General features: G+C 69.9%; 14 protein-coding genes, 1 tRNA gene and 1 pseudogene. 6 read left to right on the forward strand and 10 right to left on the reverse strand.

Translation table 11 applies throughout. The features are described from left to right. Window positions 1-20 precede the first annotated feature (20 nt). Window positions 21-938 carry an aminoglycoside phosphotransferase family protein gene (locus IE255_RS30715; RefSeq protein ID WP_372487525.1) on the forward strand — a complete coding sequence of 306 codons (918 nt, stop codon included), beginning with the start codon at window positions 21-23 and terminating at the stop codon, window positions 936-938. A gap of 170 nt (window positions 939-1108) precedes the next feature. Here the strand turns inward: IE255_RS30715 and IE255_RS39495 are convergent, their stop codons facing one another. Both IE255_RS39495 and IE255_RS30725 read right to left on the reverse strand, forming a co-directional pair. Then, the gene (locus IE255_RS39495) at window positions 1109-1639 is read right to left on the reverse strand and encodes a DUF6023 family protein (RefSeq protein WP_229906657.1); all 531 of its coding nucleotides are present in this window, start codon (window positions 1637-1639) and stop codon (window positions 1109-1111) included. Further along, window positions 1612-2247, reverse strand: a complete 636-nt coding sequence (locus IE255_RS30725; protein ID WP_229906658.1) for a hypothetical protein — start codon at window positions 2245-2247, stop codon at window positions 1612-1614. Before IE255_RS30725 ends, IE255_RS39495 begins: the two co-directional genes overlap by 28 nt. 683 nt (window positions 2248-2930) lie before the next feature. On the opposite strand from IE255_RS30725, the pseudogene IE255_RS40660 reads away from it, so the two are divergent. Then, window positions 2931-3074, forward strand: a pseudogene (locus IE255_RS40660) (tyrosine-type recombinase/integrase); the annotation flags it as partial. Window positions 3075-3121: 47 nt separating this feature from the next. On the opposite strand, the gene IE255_RS30730 reads toward IE255_RS40660, so the two are convergent. Continuing rightward, a tRNA-Thr gene (locus IE255_RS30730) sits at window positions 3122-3195 on the reverse strand. A 99-nt stretch (window positions 3196-3294) separates the two neighbouring features. Beyond that, on the reverse strand, window positions 3295-3717 hold the full coding sequence (locus tag IE255_RS30735) for a DUF3224 domain-containing protein (protein WP_190053657.1): 423 nt from the start codon (window positions 3715-3717) through the stop codon (window positions 3295-3297). Between the two features lie 126 nt (window positions 3718-3843). Between IE255_RS30735 and IE255_RS30740 the strand changes: the two genes are divergently transcribed. The 4 genes from IE255_RS30740 (at window position 3844) to IE255_RS30755 (ending at window position 7604) form a co-directional block, all read left to right on the forward strand. Then, window positions 3844-4812, forward strand: coding sequence for a helix-turn-helix transcriptional regulator (locus IE255_RS30740; protein WP_190053658.1), 969 nt, complete (start codon window positions 3844-3846; stop codon window positions 4810-4812). A 186-nt stretch (window positions 4813-4998) separates the two neighbouring features. Then, window positions 4999-6087, forward strand: a complete 1089-nt coding sequence (locus IE255_RS30745) for an ABC transporter ATP-binding protein (protein ID WP_190053659.1) — start codon at window positions 4999-5001, stop codon at window positions 6085-6087. 218 nt (window positions 6088-6305) lie between these two features. Then, a complete protein-coding gene (locus IE255_RS30750) occupies window positions 6306-6755 on the forward strand; it encodes a hypothetical protein (protein WP_190053660.1) in 450 nt (149 codons plus the stop codon). 117 nt (window positions 6756-6872) lie between these two features. After that, the gene (locus IE255_RS30755) at window positions 6873-7604 is read left to right on the forward strand and encodes a nucleotidyltransferase family protein (protein ID WP_190053661.1); all 732 of its coding nucleotides are present in this window, start codon (window positions 6873-6875) and stop codon (window positions 7602-7604) included. Window positions 7605-7677: 73 nt separating this feature from the next. Here the strand turns inward: IE255_RS30755 and IE255_RS30760 are convergent, their stop codons facing one another. The 6 genes from IE255_RS30760 to rlmB all read right to left on the reverse strand — a co-directional run bounded on the left by IE255_RS30760 (window position 7678) and on the right by rlmB (window position 14523). After that, window positions 7678-8352: a haloacid dehalogenase type II gene (locus IE255_RS30760; protein WP_190053662.1), complete on the reverse strand. Its 675-nt coding sequence runs from the start codon at window positions 8350-8352 to the stop codon at window positions 7678-7680. After that, the gene (gene solA, locus IE255_RS30765) at window positions 8349-9485 is read right to left on the reverse strand and encodes an N-methyl-L-tryptophan oxidase (RefSeq protein ID WP_190053663.1); all 1137 of its coding nucleotides are present in this window, start codon (window positions 9483-9485) and stop codon (window positions 8349-8351) included. The genes IE255_RS30760 and solA overlap by 4 nt, the downstream gene beginning before the upstream one ends. A gap of 84 nt (window positions 9486-9569) precedes the next feature. Continuing rightward, window positions 9570-10631, reverse strand: coding sequence for a tartrate dehydrogenase (locus tag IE255_RS30770; protein ID WP_190053664.1), 1062 nt, complete (start codon window positions 10629-10631; stop codon window positions 9570-9572). A gap of 73 nt (window positions 10632-10704) precedes the next feature. Then, window positions 10705-11595 (reverse strand): LysR family transcriptional regulator, encoded by an 891-nt coding sequence (locus tag IE255_RS30775; RefSeq protein WP_190053665.1) that lies wholly within the window; start codon window positions 11593-11595, stop codon window positions 10705-10707. Between the two features lie 144 nt (window positions 11596-11739). Continuing rightward, a complete protein-coding gene (locus tag IE255_RS30780) occupies window positions 11740-13452 on the reverse strand; it encodes a DoxX family membrane protein (protein ID WP_190053666.1) in 1713 nt (570 codons plus the stop codon). 129 nt (window positions 13453-13581) lie between these two features. Next, entirely contained in the window at window positions 13582-14523 is a 942-nt protein-coding gene (gene rlmB, locus IE255_RS30785) for a 23S rRNA (guanosine(2251)-2'-O)-methyltransferase RlmB (protein ID WP_190053667.1), read from the reverse strand. Window positions 14524-14591 lie beyond the last annotated feature (68 nt).

Genomic DNA, 14591 nt, shown 5'->3' on the forward strand with positions numbered 1-14591 from the left:
CCCGCCCCGCCCCCACTACCGTGCCAAGGGTGATCGACATCCCCCGGGAACTGGCGGCATCACAGGAGAAGTTCAACGGCGAGGCGGGCCGCGCCTTCATCGCCGGGCTGCCGGACCTGACGGCCGGCTTCCTCGACCGCTGGGAACTGGAACCCGACGGACCACCCATGCACGGCGTCTCCGCCCTGGTCCTCCCGGTCCTGTGCCGCGACGGCACCCCAGCGGTCCTCAAACTCCAGATCCTCGACGAGGAGAGCGAAGGCGAACCGGTCGCCCTGCGCGTCTGGGACGGCGACGGGGCCGTCCGCCTCCTCGACCACGACGAGCCCACCGGCACGATGCTGCTGGAACGCCTCGACGAGACCCGCATGCTGTCCTACGTCCCGGACCCCCACCAGGCCGTCGTCACCATCGCGGAGCTCCTCGCCCACCTCACCTCCTTCCCCGCCCCGCCCGGCATGCGGCGCCTCGGCGACATCGCCCGGGCCATGCTCGACCAGACACCCTGGGCACTCGACCGCATCCCCGACCCCGAGGCCCGCCGCCTGTTCGCCGACTGCGCCGCCGCCGTACGCGAGGTCGTCGACGAACCGGGCGACCGGCTCCTCCACTGGGACCTCCACGACGAGAACGTCCTCGCCTCCGACCGCGCCCCCTGGCTCGCCATCGACCCCAAGCCCCTGGCAGGCGACCCCGGCTTCGAACTCTGGCCGGCCCTCGCCAACCGCTACGACCCCGACGACATCCTCTGGCGCTTCGACGCCATGACCGACATCCTCGCCCTGGACCGCGCCCGCGCCCACGCCTGGACCCTCGGCCGCCTCCTCCAGAACGCCCTGTGGGAGATCGAGGACGGCCGGCCCCTGGACACCGACCAGCTGGAAATCGCCCGCCGCCTGAAAAGGCCGAGGTCCGGAGCGGGCCGGCCTGGGCGATGAAGAGGCCCCTGTCGGATTCGAATCGACGGCCTACGCATAACACGGGCCCAGGATCACCGCAAATGTCACATGTATACCCTCGGCAGGATTCACATATGCGGTTCTCCCCCGTGCAGGAAACTGCGCTCCGCGGCAGAGTATCTGATGCGGAGCGCAGTCGTTCCTGATGCCTACTTGGCTAGTTCATCGATCCGCCAACCAATGATTCCGGATGATCCCGCAAGTCCATCGACATCGATCTCGATTTGCGCCGTGACATCCGTAATACGTTGACGGACTGGGACACTGTCGCATGCCACGGTCTGCCGCTCTGGACGTTTCATGGTCACAGTGAGGCGGACCTCCCCTACCCCTGAGCAGACAACAGCAAGCGTGTAGGACTTGCCGCTCGACAGGACCGGGCGGTGATGGATTCCGTCGCTTACGCGCTCCAATCCCGACTGTACGAACAGGTCGCCAAGTTCGTCGATTTCTACAATCCCTAGCGCCTCTTCCGCCCGCTTCTCGAGAACCTTCCTCTGGCCACTTGTCGCAGAGGGGGAAGCGCTGGGTTTGGGATTCTTTGACGGCCCGCCGTTATCCTCAGACTCGCCACTGCATCCAACGAGGAAGGCAGCAGAAAGGATCGGGACGAGGAGGGTAGCACCGCGGCGCGTGAACCAATTTCCGTAGATCATGTCCGAGTTTCCCAGTAACGCCACCCTTCCTCCTTGGTCGGCATCTTCACGCTACCGGACCCAAGCTTCTTCTTGCCGCAGCGGTTGGCACTAGTTTCGTACTTTACCCAGTTATACTTCTCACCCCAGGAGCCGTACCGCATGTGCCCGTAGTACCCGCTCTTGATGCGTTGGGTGTACTTGTGCCCCGTTCCAATTCCGAGCTCGCCAACCACCTTGGCGCCAAACTCCGTCTTGGCCTTCGCGAGGAGAACGCCGGCCTCGGCCGAGATGGTCCCGCTCAGCTCAAGGCTGATCTTGCCGGATTTCGTGACCTCGACCGTCATCGTCCCACCCGGCCCATCCTTGTATGAGGTGCCGTTCCACCAGGACGGGATGTGATAGTTCTTCTTCCGACCCGAAAGCGCGTACCACTTCTTGTAGGGGTTGTCGCAACGCTGCGTCCCTACATCACCCTCGCCCGTCACTTCTGGCAGAGCGTTGAGCTCCCTCTCGGCGGCCATCTCTTGGGCCGACATCACAGGCCCCTCGACCGCAGTGCTGCTCGTCTCCTGGGTGACAATTTGATCTGGCGTGACCTCCTCAGGAGGTGTACCAACCGGCTCCTCAACCGCATAGGAAGTAGCCGTCATTACTGCCCCGAGGGCCAACACTGTGGCCGAAACGAGTAAGCGTCGCACCGGTGCTCTACGCAAGTGGATTCCCCTCCCTTGCCGCCTGGATTGGCGGGCTGAGAGGAATATATAGCGTGACAGCTGTGACAGTCCGTCGATAGTAGATCTACTGAGGGAAACTTGAGGTTGGCGAAGCAGTTGATTCACAGCCTCAGCGGCCTGGCAGTCGCACGGCGGACGGATCCTCGCCCTGCGCATCACCTCCGGCGAGCGCCTGGTCCGCCGACTGCGACCCGGGGTCGAAGCTTGGGCTAGGCGACGAGCTGAGAAATTGGGAGGGACAGCACGTGTCGCAGCAAGCCAGCCCTCGGGGGCCCTTTCTTATGATTGCGGACGCTTTGAAGGCCCGGATTGCAGCCGACCCGGACATGACGGAGCTTCCATCCCTGGCTGAGGTCATGCGCGACCACAAGGTCTCACGCGGGCTCGCCCTCCGCGCATTCGGCGTGCTGCGGCAGGAGGTGTGGCCGAACCGGCACCGGGTGCGGATGGTGGCGCGTCGTGCGTTCGGGTACTCGAATCGACCGGCGTCCGCTCGATCAGCGCATCGCCGGCATCATCACGGCTGAAGGGCTCGAAGTGGAAGAAGCCTTCCCGAGCGCTTCCGCGCTGGCCGACCGGTTCGGGGTGTCACGCCCCCGAAGGGCAGGTCCCACCTCGCCAAGGCTGCGATGCGCCGCATGGGAGACGCCTTCATGCCCGGCCAGAGACCCGCATCCGAGACCACAACTGAGACCCAAGACAGCCGCGCGGCCCGCGCCAGGCGCCGCCGCCGTATCCCCTGACGACGAAACCCAAAGTCAGAAGCACATCCAACCTGGGGTCCCACCAGAGCCCCCTGTCGGATTCGAACCGACGACCTACGCATTACAAGTGCGTTGCTCTGGCCAGCTGAGCTAAGGAGGCACGCGTACTACAACGCCGTACGCGAAGGCGGCACCACTGTACACAGAGCCCGTTACCCCGAGCCACGAAGTTCCGCTCCGCCCGGTCTCCCGGCCGGTCTCACTCCATCTCGTACTCGAACCGGTACGCCACCGCCGTCTCCCCGTGCCGCGCGGTGAACGTGCCCTTCCCCTTCAGTCCGGACAGCTCGCCGCTCCCGGAGCCCTCCACCACCTCGAAGGAGCAGTGCACGGTTCCGTCCTCCCCGAACCAGCCCCGTTCCTCGACGGCGAAGCTCCCCTCCCGGCCGTCGAGGCGGCCGGTGAGCAGTTCCATGCCGGCGAAGGAGCCGGTCTTGGCGGTGACGTAGGCGATGGTGTACTCGCAGAGCGTCCCGGCCGCCTCGATGCCGCCGCTGAAGGTGTTCCGGACGGAGGCGTGGGCGAGCCGGGGGTTCGTGTCCTCGTCGGGGCCGATCACGCGTTCCTGCCAGTCGGCGAAGGTGAAGTGGCCGGTGGTCGTGGTGGTGCGGGGGCCGGGCATGGAGAGTCCTCTCGGTCAGGTGGTTCAGGCCCCGGGCGGGCCCGTGGAAGCGTCCGGGATCCAGCCTGATCGCCGTACCTGACATCTCCTGTCAGGTACGGCGGCGTACGCCGGACAATGGCCGCCATGCGCGCCGACCGGCTCCTCTCCCTGCTCCTGCTGCTCCAGAACCGCGGGCGCATGACCGCGCCCGAGCTCGCCGCCGAGCTGGAGGTGTCGGTGCGGACGGTCTACCGGGACGTCGAGGCGCTGGGCGCGGCCGGTGTGCCCGTGTGCGCGGACCGGGGGCCCGAGGGGGGCTACCGGCTGGTCGACGGCTACCGGACGCGGCTGACCGGTCTGACCGACGCCGAGGCCGGGTCCCTGTTCCTCGCCGGGATGCCCGGTCCGGCGCGGGACCTGGGGCTGGGGGCGGTGCTGGCCAGTGCCCAGCTGAAGGTGCAGGCCGCCCTGCCCGCGGAACTGGCCGGGCAGGCGCGGCGGGTCCAGGAGCGGTTCCACCTGGACGCGCCGGCGTGGTTCCGGGAGGCCGATCCGGTGCCGTGCCTGGAGGCGGTCGCGGCGGCCGTGTGGGAGCAGCGGGTGCTGCGGATCCACTACCGGCGGTGGCGCGGCGAGGTGCACCGGGAGGTCCGGCCGCTGGGGCTCGTCCTGAAGGGCGGCATCTGGTACCTGGTCGCCCTGGCGGAGCAGGCCGTCCGGACCTACCGGGTGTCGCGCGTGCTGGAGATGGAGGAGACCGGGGAGGGTTTCGACCGTCCGGCCGGGTTCGATCTTGCCGCCTACTGGGAGGAGTCGTCGCGGCGCATGGAGGCCGCCGTGCAGCAGGGCGTCGCGCGGGTGCGCCTGTCGCCGCGGGGGCGGCGGCTGCTGCCGATGCAGTTCGGGGCGGCGGGTGCGCGGGCCCTGGAGAGCGCGGGGGCGCCGGACGGCGACGGCTGGGTGGAGGTGGAGCTGCCCGTCGAGACGGAGGCCGTGGCGGTCGGTGATCTGCTCCGGCTGGGCGCGGAGGCGGAGGTGCTCGGCCCTCCCGAGCTGCGGCGGGCCGTCGCCCGGACGGTGGCGGAGCTGGCGGGCCGGTACGGGGAGCCGTGAACCATGCCTTCGAAAATTTCCGCGAAGTTCACAGGCCCGGAGGTACTGACAGGGACGTGAACGCCAGGTACCGTCCTGAGCCAGTTCACACGCGTGGACTACACCACAACGGAACCTCCGTCGTGGCACCGCCTTCCTACTCGGATCGTCCGGCACGTTCCTGCCGGTAGAAGGGGTTCAGTCACCATGGCCACAGTCTCGTTCGACAAGGCGACCCGGATCTACCCGGGTTCCACCAAGCCCGCTGTTGACGCGCTCGACATCGACATCGAGGACGGCGAGTTCCTCGTCCTCGTCGGCCCGTCCGGCTGCGGCAAGTCCACCTCGCTCCGCATGCTCGCGGGGCTCGAGGACGTCAACGCCGGCGCCATCCGCATCGGCGACCGCGACGTCACGCACCTGCCGCCGAAGGACCGGGACATCGCCATGGTGTTCCAGAACTACGCGCTCTACCCGCACATGACCGTCGCCGACAACATGGGCTTCGCGCTCAAGATCGCCGGCGTCAACAAGGCGGAGATCCGGCAGAAGGTCGAGGAGGCCGCGAAGATCCTCGACCTCACCGAGTACCTGGACCGCAAGCCGAAGGCGCTCTCCGGTGGTCAGCGCCAGCGTGTCGCCATGGGCCGCGCCATCGTGCGTGAGCCGCAGGTGTTCCTCATGGACGAGCCGCTGTCCAACCTGGACGCCAAGCTCCGTGTCTCCACGCGTACGCAGATCGCCTCGCTCCAGCGCCGCCTGGGCATCACCACCGTCTACGTCACCCACGACCAGGTCGAGGCCATGACGATGGGCGACCGCGTGGCGGTCCTCAAGGACGGTCTGCTCCAGCAGATCGACACCCCGCGCAACATGTACGACAGGCCCGCCAACCTCTTCGTGGCCGGCTTCATCGGCTCCCCGGCCATGAACCTGGTCGAGGTGCCGGTCACCGACGGCGGCGTGAAGTTCGGCAACTCGGTCGTGCCGGTGCAGCGTGACGCGCTCTCCGCCACCAGCGACAAGACCGTCACGGTCGGCGTCCGCCCCGAGCACTTCGACGTGGCCGGCCCGGAAGCCGAGCTGGGCCTCGCGGTCACCGTCAACGTCGTCGAGGAGCTCGGCGCCGACGCCTACGTCTACGGCACCGCGAAGGTCGGCGAGGACTCCAAGGACCTCGTCGTCCGCGTCAGCGGCCGTGACGTCCCGGAGAAGGGCAGCCAGCTGCGCGTCGTGCCCCGCTCCGGCGAGACCCACGTGTTCTCGACGTCGACCGGCGAGCGCCTGTCGGACTGACCCGTCACCAAACGCACAACCCCGGGTGATTCACCCAGGTTGACGAAGAGGGCCCCGCAGAATGCTGCGGGGCCCTTCTCGTTGTCGACAAATACCCCGGCAGACCGGACGTTTCGAGCGGTGTGCGTCAACGCCTTACCCAAAAAGTAGTGCTCTCTCATCCCCCGAACCGGTGACTAAATGTCTACAAACCATTACCCCGCGCTACCCTCACACGCGTGAAGCACTCCAACACCCAACAGACGCGACGCGGCCGGGGCCCCGCCCGCCGGATCGGCCGCACCCTCGCTTTCGTCCTGCCCGTCGTCCTGGTGCTCTCCGGGACCCTCGCGGTCACCCGAGTCAACTGGTCGGGGAACTCCACCGACCCGGTGCTCACGGCCGCGGACGCCTCCGTCGGCACTCCACGGGCCGCCAAGCGCGCCCCGCAGGACGTCCTGCGCGACAAGCTGCTGACCGAACTCCAGGAGGAGAACCCGGGCGTCGCCCTCACCCACCTCCAGCAGGCCGTCAACGGCCGTCCGTCGCTGGCCCGGCACTGCAAGTCCATCGCCCGAGCCCTCGGCCAGGCCGCCGTCCGGGTCTACGGCCCGACACGCGCCCAGTCCTACGCACGACCGGTGTGCGACACCGCCTTCGCCACCGGCGTCGCCGCCGCGCACGGCTGAGCGCGGCCGAGCACAGCGCCCTGGCGCCGGGTGAGGAGGGTGGGAAGTCGGTAACGGCCGACGCCGCAAGAGTCGTCCGCCGTTGCCCCGGGCGGGACGCCACGTACAGTTCGGCTCATGAGCGATCCGAACGCCGCGTCCCGCCCCGTTCAAGCCGTCGTTCTGGCCGGTGGCCAGGGTTCCCGGCTGCGTCCGTACACCGACGACCGGCCCAAGCCGATGGTCGAGATCCCCGGTACGGGGACTCCGATCATCGGCCATCAGCTGTCCTGGCTCGCCGAGGAGGGCGTGACGGACGTGGTCGTCTCCTGCGGCCACCTCGCCGAGGTCCTCCAGAAGTGGCTGGAGACGGCCGATCTGCCCGTCTCCGTCACCACGGTCGTGGAGTCGGAGCCGCTCGGCCGTGGCGGCGGCCTCAAGTACGCCGCGGCGCATCTTCCCCACCCGGACCAGCCCTGGTACGCCACGAACGGGGACATCTGGACGCGGTTCTCGCTGCGGGACATGGCGGACTTCCACGCCGAGCGGGACGCGATCGCGACGCTGGCGCTGGCGCGGCCCCGGCTGCCGTGGGGCGCGGTGCAGACGGACGGCTTCGGGCGTATCACCGACTTCATCGAAGCACCGCCGTCGACGTTCGAGATCAACGCGGGTGTGTACGTCTTCTCGCCCGAGTTCGCGGGGCTGTTGCCGCGTCGGGGCGACCATGAGCGGACGACGTTCCCGCGCCTCGCCCGGGAGCGGCGGCTCGCCGGGTTCACGATCCCTCAGGGGTCGTATTGGCGTGCCATCGATACGGCGAAGGACCTGACGGAGGCCGCGAAGGAACTGGCGGCGTTGGGGCGCTGAGAGCTCGGGGGGTTGCTGTCTGCCGGCGGCTGCGGGTTGTTCGTGACTTGCCGCGCCGTTTCCCGCGCCCCCGTCAGATGCCGAGCATCCGGTTGAGCTCGTCCAGGGACTTCACCGGCACGTAGTCGTAGCCGTGGGTCACCGGGTCGCAGCCACGGTCCAGGAGGACCAGGTTGCGGAAGCCCATGTCGTGCATCGGCATCAGGTCGTAGCGGGTGTGCGAGGAGACGTGCACGAAGTCCTCGGGCGAGGCGTCCAGCTGGTCGAGCATGTACTCGAACGCGGCGTAGCGGGGCTTGTAGTAGCCGGCCTGCTCGGCGGTGAGGACGGCGTGGAAGTCCGCGCCGAGCCGGGGCACGCTCTCCTCCAGGAAGGAGTCGTCGGCGTTGGACAGGATGACCAGCTTGTAGTGCTCGCCCATCTTCTTCAGCGGCTCCGGCACGTCCGCGTGCGGACCCCAGCTGCGCACGCCGTCGGCAAAGCGCTTGCCCGCGTCCGGCGCGGCCTGCACACCCCACTTGCGGCAGACCCGCTCGAAGGAGTCCTGGAGCACCTGCTCGTAGGGGTAGTACGCGCCGCGGACCTGGTCGTAGCGGTAGCCGCGGAACTCGCGCACGAACTGGTCCCACTGCTCGGCCGGGATCTGGTCGCCGACGAGCTCACGCGTGATGGGGGTCATCGGCCACTCGATCAATGTGCCGTAACAGTCGAACGAGACGTACTTCGGACGGAAGGAGGGGTTACTCATGATGGTGCTCCAGTCTTTGCAGCGAGGAAGTCGGCGGGGTGGTCCGTGGTGCCGTCGAGCGCCAGGTCGGCGGCGATCTCGCCCATCGCGGGCGAGAGCTTGAAGCCGCTGCCGGAGAATCCGGCCATGACGACGATGTCGTCCTCGCCGGGGAGATGACCGACGAGCGGGTTTCCGGACTCCGTGTAGCCCTCCATGTAGGCCGACAGCCTGACGGGGTCGGGGTTCAGGTCGGGCATGAGTTCACGGATGAGCTCGCGGAAGGTGCCGAGTTCCTCGGGGCGGACCGTACGGTCGAGCCGTTCGGGCTCGGGCACCGGCTGATGGCGTGCGAAGGAGAGACCGAGCTTGACGGAGATGCCGTCGGGCGACGGAATCCCGAAGCAGTCATGGGGTGTGCTGCGCACGAACGGTGGGGCCCCGCCCGCGAACCAGTCATGGCGGGTGGGCAGGTGCCAGGAGCAGATCACCCGGCGGACGTCGACGGTCCGCGGGAGGTCCGGGAGCAGTGTGTTGATCCAGGGGCCCACGGTCACCACGGCGGCGTCCACGTGGTCCGTGCCGTGGTCGGTGACGATCCGCACGCCGCCGCCCGCCGCGGGGGCGATCTCCCGCACCGGGGTGTAGCGGTGCAGCCGGGCGCCCAGCTGCTCGGCGCGGGCGGCGGCGGCCTGGATCGACGCCTCGGGCCTGATGACGGCGCCCATCCGGTCGAGCACGGCGGTGTGCCCGTCCGGGAGGCGGTGCTGCGGGTAGCGGCGGCCGAGTTCCGCCCGGTCCAGGACCTCGTGGTCCAGCCGGTGGGTGGCGCTGGAGGAGAGCAGGAGGCGCATGGACGGCGATGCGGTCTCCCCCATCACGAGGCAGCCGCTGCGGCGTCGCAGCGACCGGCCCGTCTCCGCCTGGAGCTGCTCCCACATCCGGTCCGCGAGTCGCAGCAGCGGAATGTACCCGTGTTCGCCGAGGTGGGCGGCCCGGAAGATACGGGTCTCGCCCCCGGCCGCGCCGCGGTCGTGACCCGGGGCGTACCGGTCGTAGCCGATGACCTCGGCTCCGCGGGCGGCCAGTCGCCACATGGCCTGGCTGCCCATGCTGCCGGCACCGATCACGGCGACGCGCTTCGAGGTGCGCATGAGGTCGCTCCTTTCGATGGTGTGGTCTGGGTGGTGGTCGGGCCCCAGCACCTGTCCCTGCCCCCCGGCCGAGGAGGAGATGGCTCAAAGGAGCTCGATCAGCTTGTCGGTGAACTCGGCGGTGGTCGCGGTTCCGCCCAGGTCGCGGGTGCGGGTATCGGTTTTGGCCAGGACCGAGGCGATCGCGTCCGTGATGTCCCTGGCCGCGGCGGGATGGCCGAGGTGGTCGAGCATCAGGGCCGCGGACCAGATCGCGCCCAGCGGGTTGGCGATGCCCTGGCCCGCGATGTCGGGCGCGGAGCCGTGCACCGGCTCGAACATCGAGGGGAAGTCCCGCTCGGGGTTGAGGTTGGCCGCCGGGGCGATGCCGATGGATCCGGCGACCGCGGCCGCGAGGTCGCTGAGGATGTCGCCGAAGAGGTTGGAGGCGACGACGACGTCGAAGCGGGCCGGCTCGAGGACGAACTTGGCCGCGAGCGCGTCGATGTGCTCCTGATCCCAGGCGACCTGCGGGAACGAGGCGGCCCGCTCGGTGACGAGCTGGTCCCAGAACGGCATGGTGTGCACGATGCCGTTCGACTTGGTCGCCGAGGTCAGGCGGCCGCCACGCCGGGAGGCGAGCGCGAAGGCGTAGTCCAGCACCCGTGTGACGCCGGCCCGGGTGAACACGGCCTCCTGCACCGCGATCTCGTCCGGGAAACCGCGGTTGAGCCGGCCCCCGACCTCGCTGTACTCGCCTTCCATGTTCTCCCGCACGACGACGAAGTCGACCTCGCCCGGCCGTGCACCGCGCACCGGACTGTCGATGCCTTCGAAGACACGGATGGGCCGGAGGTTGACGTACTGGCGGAAGCTGCGCCGGATCGGGATCAGCAGCCCCCACAGCGAGACGTGGTCGGGCACCCCCGGGTATCCCACCGCGCCCAGCAGGATCGCGTCCTTGTCGCGCAGCTGGTCGATCCCGTCGGCGGGCATCATGGCGCCCTCCCGCAGGTACCGCTCGCACGACCAGTCGTCGTACGACGTGTAGGAAAGGCTGAAGCCGTGGCGGCGGCCGAGAACATCGAGCACCTGCCGTGCCGGGGGCAGTACCTCGGCGCCGATGCCGTCACCGGGAATCAGGGCGATGCGGTGGTTCGTCGTCATGCCGTCGATTGCAGCAAGGCGGTCCGCGGCACGTCCAAGACGCAAAGCGGATCTCCCTTATAAGCGGCACCTATCAGCCCTCGCCGTCGCCGGCCGAAGTCGCGGCCGTGACGAACGCGGCGGCCGCGGGCGACAGGCTGCCACGGCGGCTGACAAGGGCGATGTCCAAGCCGGTCTCCGGCTCGATGTCCAGCACGCGAGCGCCCAGCCGCCGGGCCAGGTCCCGCCAGGAATCCGTGACCACCGCCAGCCCCACCCCGGCCAGGACCAGAGGCATCAGCGACACCCGGTGCTCGGTCTCGGCGGCCACGGTGAACTCGATGCCCCGCTCCCGCAGCCCGTCGACATAGGCCCGCATCCCGGTACCCCGCTGCCCGACGATCAGCCGCTGCCCCACAAGCTCCCGCCACTCCACCGCCGTCCGACCAGCGAACGGTCCCTCGGCCGGCACCACCAGCACAAAACGCTGCCGCCCCAGCGCATGGGAGACGACCTCCTTGTCGGAGACCGGACCGGCGGACGCCAGGAGCCCCAGCTCCACGGCACCCGTGCGCACCATGTCGATCACATCACGCGGCGTGAACGCCGCATGGATGGCCACCGAGACGCCGGGATACCGGTGGCTGAAGGCACTCACCAAGGTCGTCAGCGGCTCCACCGCCTGCGACGGCATCGACGCCACATCCAGGCGCCCCGCACGCAGCTCATGCACCGCCGCGACACTCGCCCGCGCCGTCTCCAGACTCCGCACGGCCTCCCGGGCAGGCTCGATCAGGGCCCTTCCGGCCTCCGTCAGCACGGCCCTGCGCCCGATGCGATGGAACAGCTCGGAGCCGAGATCACGCTCCAGAGCCCGCACGGCCTGCGACAACGACGGCTGCGACACGTACAGAGCCGCGGCCGCACGGTTGAACCCCCCACGATCGACAATCGCAAGGAAGTACTCCAGCTGCCGAATGTCCATACGCGCCTCTGCCCTCAAGAAACGAACCGACGACTCGATCGACGACTCGATCGGTCCCGACCATGGTTGCTTGAAGGATCGCCTCGACGAAGGCAAGGGCCCCGCACCTCGAAGGTGCGGGGCCCCGTTACCCGAGTCGGCCGGTCAGCCCAGCAAGCCGCCCACCAGGCCGGGGCGGCCGGTGGAGGAGGAGCCGCCGTCACCCGAGCCGCCGGTCGAGCCGGTGCCGCCCGTCGCCGTGCCGCCGGAGGTGGGGCCGGACGTGGTGCTGGGGGCCTGGCCCGCCGGGGAGGACTGCTGGGGCGGGGCCTGGCCCGCGCTGCCCTGCGTCTGGCTGGGGGAGCCGCCGGTGACGGTGCCCGCGTCCCGGGTGGCGCCCGGCGTGGTCGTGCTGCCCGCGCTGGGGCTGGCCGAGCCGGCCGTGGCGCCCTGGGTGGGCGAGGTGGAGGCCGACGGGGTCCGCTTGTCCCGGCGCTCGCCGGGCTCCTCCGGGAGCGGGGAGCCGGGCAGTTCGTTGCGCGGGGCCTCGCCGGGGCCCGGGACGACGACCCGGTCGGCGTCGCGGACGGCGCCGCCGAGCAGCGAGCCGACGAGCAGGGTGAGGCCGGTGGCGATGGCCGTGACGAGGGCGCCCCGGCGCAGCACGTAGCGACGCAGGTCCCAGATGTCGGCGCGGGGGCCGAGGCGGCGCCAGGCGCTGCCGGCGAGGCGGCCGTCGACGGAGTAGACGGGGGCGCCCGCGATGATCAGCGGCGACCAGGCGGCGAGGTAGATGATGTCGGGCGTCTCGTAGACGGGGACGCTCTTCCAGCTGACGGTGACCAGCAGCGCGGCCGAGAGCAGGGCACCGAAGGCGGCGGCGACGCGCTGCCAGCAGCCCAGGACCGTCAGGACGCCGACGATGACCTGCGCGAAGGCGATGACCAGGCCGGACCCGACCGGGTGCTCCAGGGCGAACTGGCGCAGGGGCTCGGCGACTTCCCAGGGGTGCAGGGTGTTGAGCCACTTGACCATGGAGCCGCGCTTGCCGCCGTCGAAGTAGACGGGGTCGCACAGCTTGCCCATGCCGGCGTAGATGGAGATGAAGCCGAGGAAGACGCGCAGCGGGAGCAGGACGACGCCGAGGTTCATCCGGCGGCCCGGGTAGTAGGCGTGCCGCGCCGGGTCGTCGCCGTGCCGCCTGACGGGCCGTTCGGTCTCGTCCGCCTCGGCGGCGAGGTCCTCGAACCGCCCGTCCGCGTAGGCGGGTTCGTCGTAGGCGCTGCCGACGGTGCGCATGGGGGGCAGCAGCCGGGTGCCGTCCGCCGGGTCGTGGGTGCGCTGGGGGCCGACGACAGGGGTCTCGACGGTCTGGGTGAGGTCGTCCTCGTAACCGTCGCTCCCGTAGCCGTCACCCTCGTAGCCGCCGCTGTAGCCGGCGCCCTGGTAGCCGGGGTTGTCGTAGCCCGGGCCCACGCGGTCGATGACCTGGGTGGCTCCCGTGTCGGAGGCGGGCTCGTCGGCGTGCCGGACGCTCTCGTGCCGCACGGCCTGGAGGAGGCGGTGGGCGCCGGTGTCGTCGGGCGCGGATCTGCCGCTCCAGACGACGGGCCGGCGGCGGGCGGTGGCCCCGTCCGCCTCGCCCCCGGCGACGATGGGGATGCGGGCGGTGTCCTCGGTGGCGGTCAGATGCCGTGCGACCCGGGGGGACTGGACGCGACGCGTCGATACGCCCAACTGCACGCGGAAACTCGCGTGATTGACGATGACCTGCGCCGGGTCGCTCGGCACCTTCACCATGCTCAGCGCGGGAGCGTCGTCGAGTCCCGACGAGCGGTCCCCCGTGGGTGTGCGGGGTGTTCTGGTGTCCACACTCATCTAACCGAGTGACGTCGGGATAGGACACTGCTTTGACCCGCCGGATCTGTCCGGACCCCGTCAAGCTTGTCCTCGTCGCCCCGATGACCCCGGAATTACCCCGTACGGGTGAAGTGTTCGGACGTCTGTTCAGGCGCGCCTGCGGGCCGCCTCGTACAGCACGATCCCCGCCGCCACACCGGCGTTGAGCGACTCGGCGCCGCCCGGCATCGGGATCCGCACCCGGAAGTCACAGGTCTCCCCGACCAGCCGGGACAGTCCCTTGCCCTCGCTGCCGACGACGATCGCGACGGGGCCCTCCAGGGCGTCCAGCTCGGTGAGTTCGACGTCCCCGTCGGCCGCCAGACCGACGACCACGACGCCGGCCTTCTTGTACGCCTCCAGCGCGCGCGTCAGGTTGGTGGCGCGGGCGACGGGCGTCCGGGCGGCCGTGCCCGCGGACGTCTTCCAGGCACCGGCCGTCATCCCGGCGGCCCGCCGCTCGGGTACGACGACGCCGTGCCCGCCGAAGGCGGAGACGGACCGGACGACCGCGCCGAGGTTGCGCGGGTCGGTCACGCCGTCGAGCGCGACGATCAGCGGGTCCTCCCCCGCGTCGGCGGCGGCGTCGAGAAGGTCCTCGGGGTGGGCGTACTCGTACGGCGGGACCTGGAGCACCAGGCCCTGGTGGTTGAGCCCGTTGGTCATCCGGTCGAGCTCGGGGCGGGGGGCCTCCATGAGGTTGATCCCGCCGCGCTCGGCGGCGAGTTGCAGGGCCTCGCGCACACGCTCGTCGTTGTCGATGAACTGCTGGACGTACAGCGTGGAGGCGGGCACGCCCTCGCGCAGCGCCTCGTAGACCGGGTTGCGGCCCACGACCAGCTCGGAGGTGGACTTGCCGCCGCGGCCCCGGGGCGCGGGGCGGCGGGCTGTCTGCCGCGCCTTGGCACTGGCGACACGGTTCTTCTTGTGTCCCTTGCGCATCTCGGCGGGCGGGGTGGGGCCCTTGCCCTCCAGGCCCTTGCGCCGCTGGCCGCCACTGCCGACCTGCGCGCCCTTCTTGCCGGACATGCGGCGGTTGTTGGCTGCCATGACCTACCTGTCTCTGCTGTCGCCGTGAGGCGGTGAAGTGCGTACGTCTATGAAGTGTGCCGCCCGGA

The sequence above is a fragment of the Streptomyces lomondensis genome (assembly GCF_014651035.1).
In the GTDB taxonomy this organism is placed as follows: Bacteria; Actinomycetota; Actinomycetes; order Streptomycetales; family Streptomycetaceae; genus Streptomyces; species Streptomyces lomondensis.

What these genes read in the sequence shown, in the direction of transcription:
- IE255_RS30725 (WP_229906658.1), bottom strand. Translation starts at nt 2,247, where the DNA reads ATGACGGCTACTTCCTATGCGGTTGAGGAGCCGGTTGGTACACCTCCT.
- IE255_RS30735 (WP_190053657.1), bottom strand. Translation starts at nt 3,717, where the DNA reads ATGCCCGGCCCCCGCACCACCACGACCACCGGCCACTTCACCTTCGCC.
- IE255_RS30740 (WP_190053658.1), top strand. Translation starts at nt 3,844, where the DNA reads ATGCGCGCCGACCGGCTCCTCTCCCTGCTCCTGCTGCTCCAGAACCGC.
- IE255_RS30745 (WP_190053659.1), top strand. Translation starts at nt 4,999, where the DNA reads ATGGCCACAGTCTCGTTCGACAAGGCGACCCGGATCTACCCGGGTTCC.
- IE255_RS30755 (WP_190053661.1), top strand. Translation starts at nt 6,873, where the DNA reads ATGAGCGATCCGAACGCCGCGTCCCGCCCCGTTCAAGCCGTCGTTCTG.
- IE255_RS30760 (WP_190053662.1), bottom strand. Translation starts at nt 8,352, where the DNA reads ATGAGTAACCCCTCCTTCCGTCCGAAGTACGTCTCGTTCGACTGTTAC.
- solA (WP_190053663.1), bottom strand. Translation starts at nt 9,485, where the DNA reads ATGCGCACCTCGAAGCGCGTCGCCGTGATCGGTGCCGGCAGCATGGGC.
- IE255_RS30770 (WP_190053664.1), bottom strand. Translation starts at nt 10,631, where the DNA reads ATGACGACGAACCACCGCATCGCCCTGATTCCCGGTGACGGCATCGGC.
- IE255_RS30775 (WP_190053665.1), bottom strand. Translation starts at nt 11,595, where the DNA reads ATGGACATTCGGCAGCTGGAGTACTTCCTTGCGATTGTCGATCGTGGG.
- IE255_RS30780 (WP_190053666.1), bottom strand. Translation starts at nt 13,452, where the DNA reads ATGAGTGTGGACACCAGAACACCCCGCACACCCACGGGGGACCGCTCG.
- rlmB (WP_190053667.1), bottom strand. Translation starts at nt 14,523, where the DNA reads ATGGCAGCCAACAACCGCCGCATGTCCGGCAAGAAGGGCGCGCAGGTC.